Consider the following 17,465-nt stretch of genomic DNA (forward strand, 5'->3'; position numbering starts at 1 on the left):
GCCGTGTCTACTCGCCGGTACGCGGGGGCACAACGTTCATAACTGAATGCCCGGTGAAGTGGTGCCCCGCAAGAGCCCTAGACTGCCGGACGATCCGAGACGACGAGGAGATGTCGCGTGCCCGAGACCAAGCCGTTGCAGAAGGTTCTGATCGCCAATCGTGGTGAGATCGCGGTCCGCGTGATCCGGGCGTGCAAGGACGCGGGCATCGGCTCGGTGGCCGTCTACGCCGAGCCCGACCGTGATGCGCTGTTCGTCCGCATGGCCGACGAGGCGTACTCCCTCGACGGCGCCACGCCGGGCGACTCCTACCTGGTGATCGAGAAGATCATCGCGGCGGCCGAGGAGTCCGGCGCCGACTCCGTGCACCCGGGCTACGGCTTCCTCGCCGAGAACGCGGCGTTCGCCCAGGCCGTCATCGACGCCGGCCTGACCTGGATCGGTCCCTCGCCCGACGCCATCGACGCCCTCGGCGACAAGGCCAAGGCCAAGCAGATCGCGCAGAAGGCCAACGCGCCGCTCGCGCCCGGCCTGAAGGACCCGGTCAAGGACGCCGACGAGATCATCGCGTTCGCCGAGGAGAACGGCCTGCCCGTCGCCATCAAGGCTGTCTTCGGTGGGGGTGGCCGCGGACTCAAGGTCGCTCGCACGCTGGAGGAGATCCCGGAGGCCTTCGAGTCCGCCACCCGCGAGGCGATCGCCGCGTTCGGTCGCGGCGAGTGCCTGGTCGAGAAGTTCCTCGACAAGCCCCGCCACGTCGAGACCCAGTGCCTCGCCGACCAGCACGGCAACGTCGTGGTGGTCTCCACCCGCGACTGCTCGCTGCAGCGCCGCCACCAGAAGCTCGTCGAGGAGGCGCCCGCGCCGTTCCTGTCCGACGACCAGGTCGCGCGTCTCTACGAGTCCTCCAAGGCGATCCTCAAGGAGGCCGGCTACGTCGGCGCCGGCACCTGCGAGTTCCTCGTCGCCGCCGACGGCACGATCTCCTTCCTCGAGGTCAACACCCGCCTCCAGGTCGAGCACTGCGTGTCCGAGGAGGTCACCGGCATCGACCTGGTCCGCGAGATGTTCCGCATCGCGGCCGGCGAGGAGCTGGGCTACGACGACCCCGAGATCCGCGGCCACGCGATCGAGTACCGCATCAACGCCGAGGACGGCGGCAACAACTTCATGCCGGCCCCCGGCACGCTGACCGCGTGGAACCCGCCGCAGGGCCCCGGCGTGCGCGTCGACGGCGGCTACGAGAACGGCGAGACGATCCCCGGCTCGTTCGACTCCCTCATCGCCAAGCTGATCATCACCGGCAAGGACCGCACCCAGGCGATCGAGCGCTCGCGGCGCGCGTTCTCGGAGTTCGAGGTCGACGGCATGCCGACCGCGCTCACCTTCCACGAGGTCATCGTCAACGACCCGGCCTGGGTCGGCGCCTCCAACCCGTCCGGCAAGGGCGAGTTCACGGTCTACACGACCTGGATCGAGACCGACTTCGACAACCAGATCACGCCGTACGGCGGCGCGCCCGGCGAGGCCGAGGAGGCCGGCGAGCGGCAGAAGGTCGTCGTCGAGGTCGGCGGCAAGCGCCTCGAGGTCGTCCTCCCCGCCGGTCTCGGCGGCCTGTCCGCAGGTCCCGCGGGCGGCGCGAAGAAGCCGAAGCGCGCGGGTGGCAAGAAGGCGGGCGCCGCCGCCTCCGGCGACTCCGTCACCAGCCCGATGCAGGGCACGATCGTCAAGATCGCGGTCGAGGAGGGTCAGGAGGTCGCCGAGGGCGACGTCGTGGTCGTCATCGAGGCGATGAAGATGGAGCAGCCCCTCAAGGCCCACAAGGCCGGCACCGTGACCGGCCTGAAGGCCGAGGTGGGCGCCACCATCGGCAACGGCGAGGTCGTCTGCGAGCTCAAGGACGCCTGATCAGCCCTGGGCGATCCACGGCGTGAAGGCGCGGGGCTGACCCAGCCAGTCGGTCAGGCCGCGCGTGGTGCCGTCGGTGCGACTGCCGCCGACGCGCACGGCGATCCGGACGTCCGTGGCGTCGCCGATCGCTGCCCGGGAGATCTTGAACCGCACGGTGTCGGCCTTGTAGTCGACCTTCATCCGGTAGTCGCCGTCCTCGACCGGGTCGCCCCACTGGCTGACAGCGAAGCCCTCGGTGTGCACCAGCTGGTAGTCGGTGCCGTCGGTGAAGCCGCCGACGAAGACATATTCCGGACCGAGGTCCTCGGGGTCGGTGCTGATGAAGATCGCGCCGGCCGAGCCGGTGCTGGGGTCGCGTCGGAGGTTGTCGTGCGTGGTCACGACGACGAGGTCGTCGGCGCCGTTGCGGATGTCGACGGCGTGGAGGTCCGACCCGTGCGGGCTGTCGTCGGGGTCGTCGATGCCGTAGCGCTCTGCGTGCGCGATGCCCGTCGTGCCGGCGATCAGGCCGGCGGTGAGGGCAACGGCCGACAGGGCGGCGGCGGTGCTGACGATCTTGTTCATCGGGGTCTCTCCTCGAGGGGTTCGGGTCGCCCTGGGGGGCCGTGCTCGGATCGAGCACGAGCAAGGGACGCGATCTCACGAGGATGGGTTGCAATCCCCTAGGGATTCGGCGAGCACGCCCCGAACTCCGCGGCCACGCAGACGGCGTACCGCGGGCTGCCGTCGACGTAGTCGCTGCCGCTCCCGGCGTCGATGTAGTGGGGTCCGACGCCCCGCACCTGGGCGAAGTCGTCGCCGCCGTAGAGGTGCGCGCGCAACCGGCCGTCCAGCGCGGCCACCGCGTCCTTGCCGTTGGTCCCCCGGTACACCCAGTCGTGATCACCGAAGAGCAGGTAGGACTCCCACCCTCGCATTCGACCGCGCGGGCCGCGCCCCAGGCGCAGGGTCGCGGTGCGTTCGCTGATGTAGACCGGCGACGTGTCGGGAGACTCGTCCACGCGGAGCGTGAGGAGGTCGAGACCCTCACCGCCGATCAGGGTCGCAGGGACTCCCGGCACGGTCACGATGTTGAGGTCGTCGTCGCCGGGACCGGCGTTGACCGAGCCGCCAGCCGGGAGCCAGAGGGCGAACGCGTCGTCACCCGGTCCGAGCCACAGGTCGACGGGGCCCGGGTCTCCGTAGAGGTCGAAGTAGTCCTTGCCGGCACCGAGCCGCACGACGTCGTGCCCCTCGCCGGCGATCACGCTGTCGTCGCCGTCTCCCCCGATGACCACGTCGTCACCGCCGAGGTCGAACACCTGGTCGGAGCCTCCGTTGCCGCACACGGTGTCGTCACCGGCGCCGGACTCGATGCCGTCGTCGCCGGCCAGGGCGACGATGACGTCGTCGCCGTCGGTGCCGACGAGGTGGTCATCACCGGCAGTGCCGACGATGGTCGCCTGCAGGCCGTTGCAGAGCCGCACCGGCGCGGCCGCCGTCGTCGCGGGCACGCCTGCGCCCAGTGCGGCCACCAGGCACGCCGCCGCTCCTCCACCGAGGACCCTCCGCATCACGTGCCCTCCCGTGCTCGTGTCCCGCCAGGGTAGGCGAGACCGCACTCCCGCGCGGCGGATCAGCCCTGACGTCAGCTCGCCACGCGCAGCCAGTAGCTGCGCCGCAGACCGGGAGCGTCGGCCGCATCGCCTGCGGTGAGGACGACGGTGTCGTCGACGACGGCGAGGTCGTAGCGGATGTAGTCGATGTCCTCCGGCACGGACCAGACGCCCGTCTGCTCGCCGGTGTCGCTGTCGAAGCGCTGGATCTCGGCCGGACCGAGGTCGGGGTCACCGACCAGCGCGTAGAGGTCACCGTCGGTGCCCCGTACCACGCGCATGACGCTCGGTCGCTCCCCCCGCTCGACGCTCGGAGTCGGCGTGACGTCGGTGCGCCACAGCTGACGTCCGGCGTCGAGGTCGAGCGCCAGGACCGAGGTCTGCTCGTCCTTGGGTGGGCCCGCCGCGACGAAGAGCCGGGAGCCGTCGACGGCCTCCGACCGCGAGTAGCTGGGCTCGAAGAGCGACAGGTACGACCAACCGATCACCGCCGCGCGGTCGAGGCGACCGGTCGCAGCATCCAGGTGGCCGACGGCCAGCCTGTTGCGGGTGAGCGAGGCGACCACCGGCGCGCCGATGCCGTCGAACAGCTCCACGTTCAACGGCGACGCGAGGTCGTGGAACCCCACGCCCTTCGGACTCTCGGGCGTGACCCAGGCGATCTCCGCCGAGCCGTCCGCCGCGGGGCGGATCCCGAACCACTCACGGCGGTAGCGCTTGGTCGTCGGCGTGCCGTGCCCCACCTCGACGATGAACAGGTCGCCGTCGGGCGGCACGGCCACGCTGTAGGTCTGGTCGTCCCCGCGGAGGTGGAGGTCGTGCTTCCCGAGGACCGTCGCCGGCCGGCCGGTCTCGTCGACGGAGCCGACCGCGTCGTCGGCCGTCCACCACACGGAGCCGGCGACGACCGCGAACGCGCGGATGTGGCGGTAGAACGTGATGTCGTAGCCGGTGAAGGTCTTCGAGATGAGCGGCACGTCGCTCACGACGTCGCCCGTCTCCAGGTCGATCAGGACGATGCGCGCACAGTCGAGCTGGTCGATGGTCATGCCGATGACCAGGTGCGCGCCGTCGGGCGACACGACGGGATCGGTGCACAGCCCGTCCTCCCGACCCTTCGCGCGCTCGGTGAAGTCGTGCTGCCAGACGGCCTCGTGCGTCGCCCGGTCGACGACGCGGATCACGTCGTCGCCGGTCGTCTCCACGACGCGGTCGTCGGTCACGAGGACGCCCGGCGGCGCGCCACCGGTCGAGCGGGTCGCGCCGAGCCGGCCGCTCCTGGCCTCGACCGCGAGCGCACCACCCTCACCGAGGGTCACCGGTGCGGGCTCGGCCGAGGTCGACGCGCCCGACCCCGGATCACCCGACCCACCGCCCTCGTCGGCCGTGCACGCGGCCAGCACGACGGCCAGCGCGACGCTGAGAAAAATGGCAGCAACCTGTCGATCCCCCCGAGACATGCCGGCCATCCTCTCCGGTCGTGCGGCGAGAGACAAGTGGGCCCGCCCAACGACCGTCTGGCAGGGTGACGACCGTGACCGACTACCGCCCCGTCGCCGACGGCCGCCCCGATCCCGGCGAGGTCTGCTGGGCCTGGGTGCCCTACGAGGACGACCCCCGTCAGGGCAAGGACCGCCCGGTGCTCGTCATCGCCGCCCGCGAGGACGACGGGGATCGGGTCGTCGACTGCCTGGTCATGACGAGCAAGGACCACGACCGCGACGCTGCCCAGGAGGCCAGGGCGGGCCGGCACTGGATGGACGTGGGCACCGGCGGCTGGGACCGCGAGCACCGCCCCAGCGAGGCGCGCCTCGACCGTCTGGTGACGCTCCGCGAGTCCGACGTACGGCGCGAGGGCGCCGCGCTCGACCCGGAGACCTACGCCGAGGTGCTCGCCGCCCGCGCGGCCCTGATCGGCTGACGCCGCTAGACCGGACGCGCGCCGGGCAGGACGACGGTCGGCGGGCAGTCGCCCCACTCGACCTCCGCGCAGCTGTTCGCGCCGCCCTGCACGGCAGCGGCGTCCTTGCGGCCGTCACCGCCGTTGACGATGTCGTCGCCGCCACCCGCGGAGACGACGTCGTTGCCGCCGTACGTCGACGCGCTCAGGTGCCCGTCCACCGCGATCAGGCTGTCGGGCTCGTCGGTGCCGACGTAGGTCCAGGAGTGGTCGCCCTTGAGCCACACCAGCTCCCAGCCGCTGATCGCGCCCGGTGAGTGCTCGGGCTCCGGACCGAGGATGAGCACCTGCTCGGCCTGGTCGACCAGCACCGGCTCGGTGCCGGTGACCGTCAGGGTCAGCAGGTCGAGGCCCTCGTCGCCGAGCAGCGTGACCGGGTTGTCGGAGCTGGTGGTGAGGTCGACCGTCTCGTCGCCCGGTCCGCCGACGACGCGGTCGCCGCCGGCCGCACTGGTCACCCAGTCGTTGCCGTTGCCACCGATCGTGACGTCGTTGCCGTCGCCGGTGAACATCTTGTCGTCGCCCGCACCTGCGCAGATGACGTCATCGCCGCCGTACGTCGTGATCGTGTCGTTGCCGCCCTTCGCGACGACGACGTCGGCGCCGCTGGTGCCGGTGATGGTGTCGTTGCGGTCGGTGCCGACGATCGTCGCGGGGAGGCCCTCGCAGGTGGCGCCGGCGGCGGACAGCTCGGCGCCCGGGTCGTGCGAGGCGACGCCGAAGAGCGTGGCGAGCACCGCCAGCCCCAGCAGCGCCGCCACCGCTGCCAGCATCGCGCGTCCGCGCATCGTGCCTCCTCAGCGTCCGAGAGTACGGCGGCAGGTCGGCCAGGAGGCCGCGCAACGCCGCCGTTCGTGGGTACCGGTGTCCCATGCCCGCGCCCTGCTGCCCCGTCGTTCCCGACCCTAGGCTGACCTCATGTTCCTGAAGGTGCTCGTCGCCAACCGAGGCGAGATCGCGATCCGGGCCTTCCGAGCCGCCTACGAGATGGGCGCCCGGACGGTCGCGGTCTTCCCCTACGAGGACCGCTGGTCCGAGCACCGGATGCGGGCCGACGAGGCCTACGAGATCGGCGAGCGCGGCCACGCCGTGCGCAGCTACCTCGACCCCGACGCGATCGTGGAGGTCGCGGTGCGCGCCGGCTGCGACGCCGTCTACCCGGGCTACGGCTTCCTCTCGGAGAACCCCGCGCTGGCCGAGGCGTGCGTCAACGCCGGCATCACCTTCGTCGGACCGCCTGCGACCGTGCTGGAGCTCACCGGCAACAAGGCCCGCGCGATCGCAGCCGCCCGCGAGGCCGGCGTGCCGACGCTGCAGGGCGTCGAGCCCTCCACCGACGTCGACGCGCTCGTCGAGGCGGCCGGCGACCTGCCGTTCCCGGTGTTCGTGAAGGCGGTGGCCGGCGGCGGCGGTCGCGGCATGCGCCGCGTCGACGACCCGGCGCGGCTGCGGGAGGCGGTCGAGGCCTGCATGCGCGAGGGCGAGGCGGCCTTCGGCGACCCCACGGTCTTCATCGAGCAGGCCGTGGTCGACCCGCGGCACATCGAGGTGCAGATCCTGGCCGACGACACCGGCGAGGTGATCCACCTGTTCGAGCGCGACTGCTCCGTCCAGCGGCGCCACCAGAAGGTCATCGAGATCGCGCCGGCGCCGCACCTCGACCCGGCCCTGCGCGACCGCATGTGCGCCGACGCCGTCCGCTTCGCGCGCGCGATCGGCTACCGCAACGCCGGCACGGTGGAGTTCCTGCTCGACCCGAAGGGCAGCTACGTCTTCATCGAGATGAACCCTCGCATCCAGGTCGAGCACACCGTCACCGAGGAGATCACCGACGTCGACCTCGTGCAGTCGCAGCTGCGCATCGCGGCGGGCGAGACGCTCGCCGACCTCGGGCTCTCGCAGGACAGCGTGCGGCTCCGCGGTGCCGCGCTGCAGTGCCGCATCACCACCGAGGACCCCGCCAACGACTTCCGTCCGGACACGGGCAAGATCACGACGTACCGCTCCCCCGGCGGGCCCGGCGTCCGCCTCGACGGCGGCACCACCTACAACGGCGCCGAGGTCAGCCCCCACTTCGACTCGATGCTCTCCAAGCTCACCTGTCGGGGTCGCACGTTCGACCAGGCGGTGCAGAAGGCGCAGCGCGCGGTGGCGGAGTTCCGCATCCGCGGCGTGCGCACCAACCTCGGCTTCCTGCAGGCCGTCCTCACCGACCCCGACTTCTCCGCGGGCGGCGTGACGACCTCCTTCATCGAGACCCATCCGCAGCTGCTGCGGGCGCGCAAGTCCGTCGACCAGGGCGGGCAGCTGCTGCGCTACCTCGCCGAGACCACGGTCAACAAGCCGTACGGCGACCCGCCCGTCACCCTCGACCCGGCGACCAAGCTGCCGCCGCTGTCGCTGGACGTGCCGGCTCCCGACGGCACCCGTCAGCAGCTGCTCCACCTCGGTCCGGAGGAGTTCGCCCGTCGGCTGCGCGCCCGCAAGGACGTCGCGGTCACCGACACCACGTTCCGCGACGCGCACCAGAGCCTGCTCGCGACCAGGGTTCGCACCATCGACCTGCTCGGCGCTGCCGGCCACGTCGCCCGGATGACCCCGCAGCTGTGGTCGGTCGAGTGCTGGGGCGGGGCCACCTACGACGTCGCCCTGCGGTTCCTGTCGGAGGACCCGTGGGACCGCCTGGCCCGGTTGCGCCAGGCGATGCCGAACATCTGCCTGCAGATGCTGCTGCGCGGCCGCAACACGGTCGGCTACACGCCGTACCCCACCGAGGTCACCGAGGCCTTCGTGCAGGAGGCCGTCCAGTCCGGCCTGGACGTGTTCCGGATCTTCGACGCGCTCAACGACGTCGACCAGATGCGCCCGGCGATCGACGCCGTCCGCGGCACCGGCACGGCCCTGGCCGAGGTCGCGCTCTGCTACACCGGCGACCTGTCCGACCCCGGCGAGAAGCTCTACACGCTCGACTACTACCTGCGCCTGGCCGAGCAGATCGTCGACGCCGGCGCACACGTGCTGGCGATCAAGGACATGGCCGGCCTGCTGCGCGCACCCGCGGCCCGCCGTCTGGTCACCGCGCTCCGCGAACGGTTCGACCTGCCCGTGCACCTCCACACCCATGACACCCCTGGCGGCCAGCTCGCCACCCTCCTCGCGGCGATCGACGCCGGCGTCGACGCCGTCGACGCGGCCGCGGCCTCGATGTCGGGCACCACCTCCCAGCCCTCCCTCACCGCTCTCGTCGCGGCGACCGACCACTCCGACCGGGAGACCGGCCTCGACATCGCCGCCGTGAGCGCCCTGGAGCCGTACTGGGAGGCGGTCCGCCGCGTGTACGCGCCGTTCGAGTCGGGTCTCGCCTCGCCGACGGGCCGCGTCTACCGCCACGAGATCCCCGGCGGCCAGCTCTCCAACCTGCGGCAGCAGGCGGTCGCGCTCGGGCTCGGCGAGCGCTTCGAGCAGATCGAGGACATGTACGCCGCGGCCAACGACATCCTCGGCGACATCGTGAAGGTGACGCCCTCCTCGAAGGTCGTCGGCGACCTCGCGCTCGCGCTGGTCGGCCTCGGCGCGGACCCTGAGGAGTTCGCGGCCGACCCGGCCAGCTACGACATCCCGGCGTCGGTCATCGGGTTCCTCCACGGCGAGCTCGGCGACCCGCCCGGCGGCTGGCCCGAGCCGTTCCGCACCAAGGCCCTCGAGGGCCGCACGTGGGAGCCCCCGACGGGCGAGCTCACCGACGAGGACCGCGAAGGGCTCGCCAAGGACCGCCGGCACACCCTCAATCGGCTGCTGTTCCCCGGGCCGACGAAGGAGTACGACGCCGCGCGCTCGACGTACGGCGACGTCTCGATCCTGCCGACGCTGGAGTACCTCTACGGCCTGCGTGCCGGCGAGGAGCACGCCGTCGACCTCGAGGAGGGCAAGCGGCTGCTTCTCGGCCTGGAGGCGATCAGCGAGCCCGACGAGAAGGGCTACCGGACCGTCCTGTGCCTGATCAACGGCCAGATGCGGCCGATCCCCGTGCGCGACCTCAGCATCACCGCCGACACCGAGGGTTCGGAGAAGGCCGACCCGGCGGACCCCGACCAGGTCGCGGCGCCGTACCAGGGCGCGGTCACCCTCGCCGTCGAGGAGGGCGCGGAGGTCGCCGCGGGCGACACCGTGGCCACCATCGAGGCGATGAAGATGGAGGCCTCGATCACCGCTCCGCGCGCGGGCACCGTCAAGCGGGTCGCCTTCAGCGGGACCCGTCCCCTCGAGGGCGGCGACCTGGTGCTGGTGCTGTCGGACGCCGAGTAGCCCTCGCCGTTCCGCTCGCCGTCGGCGGGCACCTCACCGGGTCTCGATACGCGCCCTTCGCGTGTCCACGGGCCCGTCCTCGTACCTCGGACGGCCTCGTCACGCCTCGCAGTGGGCCTTGACCTCGGTGACGCAGACGTCGCCGCCCGGGCCGCCGTCGGCGACGTCGAAGCCGTGGTCGCCGAAGATCAGGTCGTTGCCGCCGTTGCCGCGGATCCGGTCGTCGCCCCCCGAGCCGCGGAGGAAGTCGCCCTTGGCCGTGCCGGCGAGCGTGTCGGCATGGCGCGTTCCGACCATGACCTCGATGTTCTGGATGGTGACCGAACGGTTGCCCCAGGTGGCCTTGCCGCCGAGGGCAGCGGTCACGCCGCGGCGCACCTTCTGGAAGGTGATGATGTCCGCACCGCCCTGGCCGTCGGCGGTGCCGCCGCCCTTCGAGAGCACCTGGAAGAGGTCCTTGTCCTTGCCGCCACGGGCGGTGCCGTTGCGCATCACGAAGCGGTCCTTGCCCGCCTCGCCGAGCGCGACGCCGACGCGGCGGACGATGAAGACGTCGTCGCCGACGCCGCCGTGGGCGACACCGGACGACACGCGCAGCACGTCGGTGCCGCCGTTGCCGTACATCTGGTCGTCGCCACCGCCCCCGGCGAGGTCGTCGGTGCGACCGCTGCCGTTGATGACGTCGGCGAGCTTGCTGCCCTCGAACCGCTCGGTCTGGCCGATGATGTCGCTGCCGTCGCCCTCGACCGTGCCGGAGCCCGCGTCCCACGCGGCGGTGACGGGCTCGGGCGCCTCGCGGTAGCTGACGATGTCCTTGCCCTTGCCGCCGGTGACCTGGTCGTCGCCGACGTTCTCGAGGGTCAGGTCGGCGCCGCCGCCGCCGCGGATCGTGTCGTCGTCGCCCTCCCCGCGCAGGATGTCGTTGCCTGCGGCACCGCGGATGTCGTCGTCGCCGTTGCCGCCCCAGACCTTGTCGTTGCCACCCCCGGCGTCGAGCACGTCGTTGCCGTCGCCGCCGAAGAGCTTGTCCTTGCCGCCGCCGCCGCAGACGACGTCGTTGCCCTCCTTGCCGTAGAACTTGTCGTTGCCACCGAGCAGCACCACGACGTCGGCCAGGATCGTGCCGTGGATCTCGTCGTCACCGTCGGTGCCGACGATGGTGGCCGTCTGTCCTTGGCAGGTCTCCTGGGCATGGGCGGGCGCAGCGGCGACCACCGGCGCGAGGACGGCGGCAGGGGCGATCAGGGTGAGGGCAAGTGCTCGACGCATGCCTGGCTCAACGAAGCGGAGGCGCAGGAGTGCCGATCGAGCTCCTCACGCCCACGGTATGAGACGGGCTCAGCCCTCGCAGGCCCCGGCACGATCGTCGGGTGGGCTTCCTAGACCTCGCGGAACCAGGTGGAACGGAGGCTGAGGTCGTACCGGAAGTCATCGCCGGTCACCGTGACCGAACCCCGGCGACCGACGACCTTGATGCTCAGCACCCGACCGTTCCACGTGCCGTGGCCGTCGCGCTCGAGCACGTCGAGCCGCCGGAAGTCGCCGATCGAGCCGTAGGCCCGCTCGATCTTGGTCGCGGGCAGCCGGTAGCGCCACGTGTTCACCGGGTCCCAGGTGTCCTGCTTCGCAACCAGGTACGGCTGGGAGCCGGCGACGGTCCACCCGCCGTTGCTGGAGGAGAACTCCGTGTACGCCGACGCGCCGTCGCTCTGCAGCACCTCGTGCGCGGTCGCCCGGATCGCGGCGTCGCTCTCGGGCTCGCTGTTGCCGACCCCGAGGTAGACCTGGCACAACGTGGAGGAGCAGATGTCGTAGTAGGACTTCGGGTGGTCGCGGGCGTAGTCGGCGTAGGTCCGCGCCGCGACGGCCTGGGCCTTCACGGCGTCGGGGTCCCACTGGGCCGGCATCTCGCTGGGCACCACGCCGCGCAGGTAGTCCTCGAGGGAGACGACGTTCACCGTGTCGCGGTCGCCCTCGGGCGAGGTGGTCGAGCGCAGGGTGCCCTGGTAGCGGCGGGTGCCCGCGGGGTCGACGAGGGTGACCGCCTTCGAACCGCCGCTGAACTCGGCCTCGCCGGGGACGACCTTGTAGGAGTGCCAGTGGGAGGTGAGGTAGGACACCCGGGTGGCGGCGTTGCCCCGCGCTGCGGTCAGCTTCCACTTCGTCGCGCGAGGGGCGGCGTCGCCGAGCTTCCACGACCTGCCGTTCGAGACCTGCCGCACCGACAGGCTCGCCGTCTTCTTGACGACGACGTCGTCGCCGGTGTCGGAGGAGATCAGCACGCTGATCGTGCCGCTGGCGTCGCCGATCGTCAGGCCGGGGTAGTAGAACCGCAGGATCCGGCGGTAGGTCTTGCCGTGGTCGGAGGCGGCCGACTGGGCGCCGTACTGGGACATGCCGCGGCCGTGACCGAAGCCACGGCCCTTCAGCACCACTGCCGCCGGCCCCCGCTGGTCGGGGTCGTCCGCCGCGTGCGCCGGGGTCGCGACGGGAGCTCCGACGAGGAGCAGGGTGGACACCGCGAGGAGACCGATCGCCTTCACCATCCGCCCGAGGTTAGTGCCTCGATTCAAAACCCGTGGTGCGACGCCAATAGGATGGAGGGCTATGACCGAGAACCCGCAGGCAACCGATCCGACGAGCACCCAGCCCGGTGCCGTCGAGGTACCGGCGAAGCCTGCCCTCGAGGGTCTCGAGGCCAAGTGGTCCGAGCAGTGGAGGGCCGACGCGACCTACGCGTTCGACCGCACGCAGACCCGCGACAACGTGTACGCGATCGACACCCCGCCGCCGACCGTCAGCGGCAGCCTGCACGTCGGCCACGTGTTCTCCTACACCCACACCGACCTGATCGCGCGCTACCAGCGGATGACCGGCAAGTCGGTGTTCTACCCGATGGGCTGGGACGACAACGGTCTGCCGACCGAGCGACGCGTCCAGAACTACTTCGGCGTGCGCTGCGACCCGTCGCTGCCCTACGACGCCGACTTCACCCCGCCGGAGAAGCCCGATCCGAAGCGGCAGGTGCCGATCAGCCGGCCCAACTTCATCGCCCTGTGCGAGCAGCTCGTCGAGCAGGACGAGCAGGTCTTCGAGTCCTTGTGGCGCACCCTCGGCCTCTCGGTCGACTGGGACACCACCTACACGACGATCGGCAACCGGGCCCAGGCCGTGAGCCAGCGCGCGTTCCTGCGCAACCTGTCCCGCGGCGAGGCCTACCTCCAGGAGGCGCCGACCCTCTGGGACGTCACCTTCCAGACGGCTGTCGCGCAGGCCGAGCTCGAGGCGCGTGACTACGCCGGCCACTACCACCGGGTCGCGTTCCACCGGCCGGACGGCACGCCGGTGCACATCGAGACCACCCGCCCCGAGCTGATCCCGTCCGTCGTCGCGCTCATCGCGCACCCCGACGACGAGCGCTACCAGCCGCTCTTCGGCACCACCGTGACCTCGCCTGTCTTCGGCGTGGAGGTCCCGGTCGTGGCGCACCCGGCAGCCGAGATGGACAAGGGTGCCGGCATCGCCATGTGCTGCACGTTCGGCGACCTCACCGACGTCCAGTGGTGGCGTGAGCTGCAGCTCCCCGTCCGCACCGTCATCGGCCGTGACGGCCGGCTGCACCGCGACACCCCGGAGTGGCTCGGGAGCGAGACCGCGTCGGCGGCGTACGCCGACCTCGCCGGCAAGACCGTGTTCTCCGCCCGCGAGGCCATGGTCGCCAAGCTGCGGGAGACCGGCGACCTCGACGGCGACCCCACCCCGACCCAGCGGATGGCGAACTTCTACGAGAAGGGCGACAAGCCGCTCGAGATCGTCTCGACCCGCCAGTGGTACATCCGCAACGGGGGTCGCGACGCGGCCCTGCGCGACCAGATGATCGCCCGCGGCGCCGAGATCGAGTGGCTCCCGCCGCACATGCGCCACCGCTTCGACAACTGGGTCGGCGGCCTCAACGGCGACTGGCTGATCTCGCGGCAGCGGTTCTTCGGCATCCCGTTCCCGGTGTGGTACCCCCTCGACGCCGAGGGCGAGCCCGACTACGGCAGCCTGTTGCTGCCCACCGAGGCCCAGCTGCCCGTCGACCCGTCGACGCAGGCGCCCGAGGGCTACACGGAGGACCAGCGCGGCAAGCCGGGCGGGTTCATCGGCGACCCCGACGTGATGGACACCTGGGCGACGTCGTCGCTCACCCCGCACATCGCCGGCGGCTGGGTGGACGACGACGACCTGTGGCAGCGGGTCTTTCCGATGGACCTGTGCACCCACGCCCACGACATCATCCGCACCTGGCTCTTCAGCCGGGTCGTCCGCGCCCACTTCGAGAACAACGCCTCGCCGTGGTCGCACGCGATGATCTCCGGCTTCATCGTCGACCCCGACCGCAAGAAGATGTCGAAGTCCAAGGGCAACGTCGTCGTCCCCAACGAGATCCTCGACAAGTACGGCGCCGACGCCGTCCGCTGGCGCGCCGCGATCGCGCGGCCGGGCCTGGACTCGCCGTTCGACGAGACGCAGATGAAGGTCGGCCGCCGGCTGGCCATGAAGGTCCTCAACGCATCGAAGTTCGTGCTCGGCAGCGTCGGCGCGACCGAGTTCAGCCCGGCGCTCGTCGGCGAGCAGGTCGACGCCGCCCTCCTCGGTCGGCTCGGTGGCGTCGTGCGCCGCGCGACCGAGGCGTTCGACGCCTACGACTACACGACCGCGCTCGAGGTCACCGAGAAGTTCTTCTGGGAGTTCTGCGACGACTACCTCGAGCTGGTCAAGGAGCGGGCCTACGCCGACGACGGCGCCCAGGACACGGCGACCGCGTCCGCGCGGGCGACCCTGGCGCTCGCCCTCCACGTCCAGCTGCGGCTGCTGGCACCGTTCCTGCCCTACGTGACCGAGGAGGTCTGGTCGTGGTGGCAGGAGGGGTCGGTCCACCGCGCCACCTGGCCGACGGTCAACGAGCTCGGCTCCGCCGGAGCGGTCGACGGTACGGCGATCGACGCGGTCGCCGCCGCGCTGGCCGGCATCCGCGGGGCGAAGTCGACCGCGAAGGTCTCGATGCGCACCGAGCTCTCCCGTGTCGAGATCACCGGGCCCGAGCGCCTGGTCAAGCAGGCCGAGCTCGCGACCGCCGACCTGCGCGCCGCGGGCAAGATCACCGGCGACCTGGTCTTCACCGTCGACGAGGACAAGAACGAGCTCTCGGTCGCGGCGGAGATCGCCGACCAGGCCGGGTAGCTCGGTCTCCACCACCTCGTCCGCGGACCGATGAGTATCGGTCGGCGGCGCGGTCATTCCCCCACCAGTCGACGACACGAACAGGGGCGAGGAATGAGCGACGTCAAGGTCTTGGTCAGCGGAGCCAGCATCGCGGGACCCGCGCTGGCTCACTGGCTCTCCCGGCGCGGCGCCGCGGTGACGGTGGTCGAGCAGGCGCCGGCGTTGCGCCCGGGTGGCCAGGCCGTCGACGCGCGCGGGGTCGCCAAGGAGGTCATCCGGCGGATGGGCCTCGAGAGCACCGTCCGCGCGGCCTGCACGGACACCGCCGGTGCGTACGTCGTCGACGCCGACGGTGCCGTCCTCGAGACGTTCCGCGCCGAGGACGACGGCGGCGACGGCTACATCTCCGAGATCGAGATCCTGCGCGGCGACCTCTCCCAGCTGCTCCACGACGACACCTGCGACGACGCGGAGTACCTCTTCGGTGACCGCATCGCCGAGCTCACGCAGGACGCCGACGGCGTCGACGTGGCGTTCGCCGCTGGTGGTCGGCGCCGCTTCGACCTGGTCGTCGGAGCCGACGGCCTGCACTCTCCCCTGCGCGCGATGGAGTTCGGGCCGCGCGAGCAGTTCGTGCGGCACCTGGGCATGGTGCTCGGCTTCTACACCGTGCCCAACGAATTCGGTCTGGACCGGTGGATGCTCGACTACCACCAGGGCGGTCGCTCGGCCGGGCTCCGGCCGGTCCCGGACCCCACGAGGGCGATCGCCATGGTCTCCTTCGCCTCCCCTGGCTTCGAGATCGACCACCGCGACGTCGAGGCGCAGAAGCAGCTCGTGCGCGAGCAGATGGACGGTGTCGGCTGGCTGACGCCGCGCATCCTCGAGCACCTCGACGACGCCCCGGACTTCTACCTCGACCAGGTCGCGCAGGTGGTGATGGACGACTGGCACCGCGGTCGGGTCGGGCTCCTCGGCGACGCCGCCTTCTGCGCGTCGCCGATGTCCGGCGCGGGCACGGGCCTGGCCCTGGTCGGCGCCTACCTGCTGGCCGGCGAGCTCGCCACGGCCGGGTGGGACCCCGAGGCGGGCTTCGCCGGCTACCGGACGCGGATGCGGGGGTTCGTCGAAGCCAACCAGGAGCTCGGCCGGATGCACGTGCAGAGCCTCCTTCCCCAGGCCCCCGACACGCCGGCCGAGGAGCCGGACATGGAGGTCCTCACCGCGTTGATCGAGCAGGCGGTGGGCGGTCCCGAGCTGCCCGCGTACGACGACGTCCCGGACCTCGGGCCGCGGTCCGAGCGCTAGCGCGCCGAGGCGCGCTCGTGGAGCGCGCGCATGGTCTCGTCGAGCGGGGGCACGGGGCCGACCACCTCGATGCCGGGGGCGACCGCCTGGATCGGGAGCACGGCGACCGGTGACTCCGGCAGCCCCCAGCCGGCACGCCAGCTCGCGAGCTGGGTGCTGGAGGCGGCGTACACGATCCGGCCGAGGCCGACCCACGCGTGCGCGGCCGCGCACATCGGGCAGTGCTCACCCGAGGTGTAGATCGTGGCGGCTCGCCGGTCCTCGGCCGAGAGGTGGCGGGCAGCCCACTGGGCAAGGGCGAGCTCGGGGTGCGCGGTCGGATCGGCGACGCTCACCTCGCAATTCACCTCCTCGGCGAGGACGGTGCCGTCGCCGGCGACCAGCAGCGACCCGAACGGGTGATCGCCCGCGTCGAGGGCCGCGGTCGCGAGCTCGACGGCGCGCTGGAGGAACCGGAGGTCGTCGGCCGTCGCTGTCATCGCCCTATTCAAGCGCGACCCTCAGGTCGGGAGGTGGAGGTTGGCGGAGTCCGAACGCAGGCCAAATGGCTGTGCCGTGGAGGAGCCGTCGGCGTACGCTCCTTGGCCAGGCCGAGCGCGCCCCGCACATGAGAGGAGGTGGCGATGTGAAGCCCACACACCCAGCCTGACCGCCCGGTCGGGCTTCGAAAGGAGCTTCACATGTCCACCCGCCGTCTCTACCGGCGCCGGTTCCTCAACCGTCCCGGCCACCACGCCGGCGCCTACGCCATCGCCGAGGTGAAGGTGTACGCCGGCCGCGGCCAGCGCGAGGGCTACGTCTCCGCGTCCCTCGCGATCGCCGACTGCAGCCGCGTCGTCGACCTCGACTTCTACGCCGGCGACGAGTCGAGTGCCGCGAACGCCCTCTTCAAGGCTCGCCGCCTGCGCGAGATCGTCGTCGACTTCACCGAGGCCTACGAGCAGGCCGTTGCGGACCTGCGCGCGGAGCGTCGCGGCGCGGCGGAGCGCAGCGACGGGCGCGCCGAGGACGGGTGACGCGGGCCCCTAGTTGCAGGGAGCGCCCTCGCAGCACGGCCGGATGTAGCCGCATCCGTCACAGCGCTCGTGCGAGGTCTCCCACCGCATCAGCGTGCTGCAGTTGGGGCAGGGCTCGGTCAGGTCGGCCATGCGCGAAGGCTAGATCGGCCGAGCCCTGCG

Annotated in this window: 14 protein-coding genes; 6 read left to right on the plus strand and 8 right to left on the minus strand. The window is 71.7% G+C overall.

From position 1 onward, the window contains the following. Window positions 1-117 precede the first annotated feature (117 nt). Window positions 118-1,908, plus strand: a complete 1,791-nt coding sequence (locus ACAX67_RS11425; RefSeq protein ID WP_370703969.1) for an acetyl/propionyl/methylcrotonyl-CoA carboxylase subunit alpha — start codon at window positions 118-120, stop codon at window positions 1,906-1,908. Here the strand turns inward: ACAX67_RS11425 and ACAX67_RS11430 are convergent, their stop codons facing one another. From ACAX67_RS11430 to ACAX67_RS11440, 3 genes are all read right to left on the minus strand, one after another. Next, window positions 1,909-2,475: a hypothetical protein gene (locus ACAX67_RS11430; protein ID WP_370703970.1), complete on the minus strand. Its 567-nt coding sequence runs from the start codon at window positions 2,473-2,475 to the stop codon at window positions 1,909-1,911. It lies immediately after the preceding gene. Between the two features lie 98 nt (window positions 2,476-2,573). After that, complete coding sequence (locus ACAX67_RS11435) at window positions 2,574-3,464, minus strand: calcium-binding protein (protein WP_370703971.1); 891 nt, start codon at window positions 3,462-3,464, stop codon at window positions 2,574-2,576. Window positions 3,465-3,538: 74 nt separating this feature from the next. Further along, a complete protein-coding gene (locus tag ACAX67_RS11440) occupies window positions 3,539-4,966 on the minus strand; it encodes a BamB-related PQQ repeat family beta-propellar protein (protein WP_370703972.1) in 1,428 nt (475 codons plus the stop codon). Window positions 4,967-5,040: 74 nt separating this feature from the next. Here ACAX67_RS11440 and ACAX67_RS11445 point away from each other — a divergent pair, with 74 nt between their 5' ends. Beyond that, the gene (locus ACAX67_RS11445; RefSeq protein WP_370703973.1) at window positions 5,041-5,427 is read left to right on the plus strand and encodes a type II toxin-antitoxin system PemK/MazF family toxin; all 387 of its coding nucleotides are present in this window, start codon (window positions 5,041-5,043) and stop codon (window positions 5,425-5,427) included. Window positions 5,428-5,432: 5 nt separating this feature from the next. Here ACAX67_RS11445 and ACAX67_RS11450 read toward each other — a convergent pair whose 3' ends face one another. Further along, on the minus strand, window positions 5,433-6,254 hold the full coding sequence (locus ACAX67_RS11450) for a calcium-binding protein (protein ID WP_370703974.1): 822 nt from the start codon (window positions 6,252-6,254) through the stop codon (window positions 5,433-5,435). A gap of 130 nt (window positions 6,255-6,384) precedes the next feature. On the opposite strand from ACAX67_RS11450, the gene ACAX67_RS11455 reads away from it, so the two are divergent. Continuing rightward, window positions 6,385-9,771: a pyruvate carboxylase gene (locus ACAX67_RS11455; protein ID WP_370703975.1), complete on the plus strand. Its 3,387-nt coding sequence runs from the start codon at window positions 6,385-6,387 to the stop codon at window positions 9,769-9,771. Between the two features lie 99 nt (window positions 9,772-9,870). Here the strand turns inward: ACAX67_RS11455 and ACAX67_RS11460 are convergent, their stop codons facing one another. Then, entirely contained in the window at window positions 9,871-11,040 is a 1,170-nt protein-coding gene (locus tag ACAX67_RS11460; RefSeq protein WP_370703976.1) for a calcium-binding protein, read from the minus strand. Window positions 11,041-11,150: 110 nt separating this feature from the next. Continuing rightward, window positions 11,151-12,317 (minus strand): SpoIID/LytB domain-containing protein, encoded by a 1,167-nt coding sequence (locus ACAX67_RS11465; RefSeq protein ID WP_370703977.1) that lies wholly within the window; start codon window positions 12,315-12,317, stop codon window positions 11,151-11,153. A gap of 61 nt (window positions 12,318-12,378) precedes the next feature. On the opposite strand from ACAX67_RS11465, the gene valS reads away from it, so the two are divergent. Both valS and ACAX67_RS11475 read left to right on the plus strand, forming a co-directional pair. Then, a complete protein-coding gene (gene valS, locus ACAX67_RS11470) occupies window positions 12,379-14,997 on the plus strand; it encodes a valine--tRNA ligase (RefSeq protein ID WP_370703978.1) in 2,619 nt (872 codons plus the stop codon). A gap of 93 nt (window positions 14,998-15,090) precedes the next feature. After that, window positions 15,091-16,287, plus strand: a complete 1,197-nt coding sequence (locus ACAX67_RS11475; RefSeq protein ID WP_370703979.1) for an FAD-dependent monooxygenase — start codon at window positions 15,091-15,093, stop codon at window positions 16,285-16,287. On the opposite strand, the gene ACAX67_RS11480 is transcribed toward ACAX67_RS11475, so the two are convergent. Next, window positions 16,284-16,766 (minus strand): nucleoside deaminase, encoded by a 483-nt coding sequence (locus ACAX67_RS11480; RefSeq protein WP_370703980.1) that lies wholly within the window; start codon window positions 16,764-16,766, stop codon window positions 16,284-16,286. The two genes, ACAX67_RS11475 and ACAX67_RS11480, sit on opposite strands and share 4 nt — an antisense overlap. 201 nt (window positions 16,767-16,967) lie before the next feature. Between ACAX67_RS11480 and ACAX67_RS11485 the strand changes: the two genes are divergently transcribed. Next, window positions 16,968-17,303, plus strand: a complete 336-nt coding sequence (locus ACAX67_RS11485) for a hypothetical protein (RefSeq protein ID WP_370703981.1) — start codon at window positions 16,968-16,970, stop codon at window positions 17,301-17,303. 9 nt (window positions 17,304-17,312) lie between these two features. On the opposite strand, the gene ACAX67_RS11490 is transcribed toward ACAX67_RS11485, so the two are convergent. Beyond that, entirely contained in the window at window positions 17,313-17,435 is a 123-nt protein-coding gene (locus tag ACAX67_RS11490) for a hypothetical protein (RefSeq protein ID WP_367921689.1), read from the minus strand. Between the last annotated feature and the right edge of the window lie 30 nt (window positions 17,436-17,465).

Source organism: Nocardioides candidus, from assembly GCF_041321175.1.
In the GTDB taxonomy this organism is placed as follows: Bacteria; Actinomycetota; Actinomycetes; order Propionibacteriales; family Nocardioidaceae; genus Nocardioides.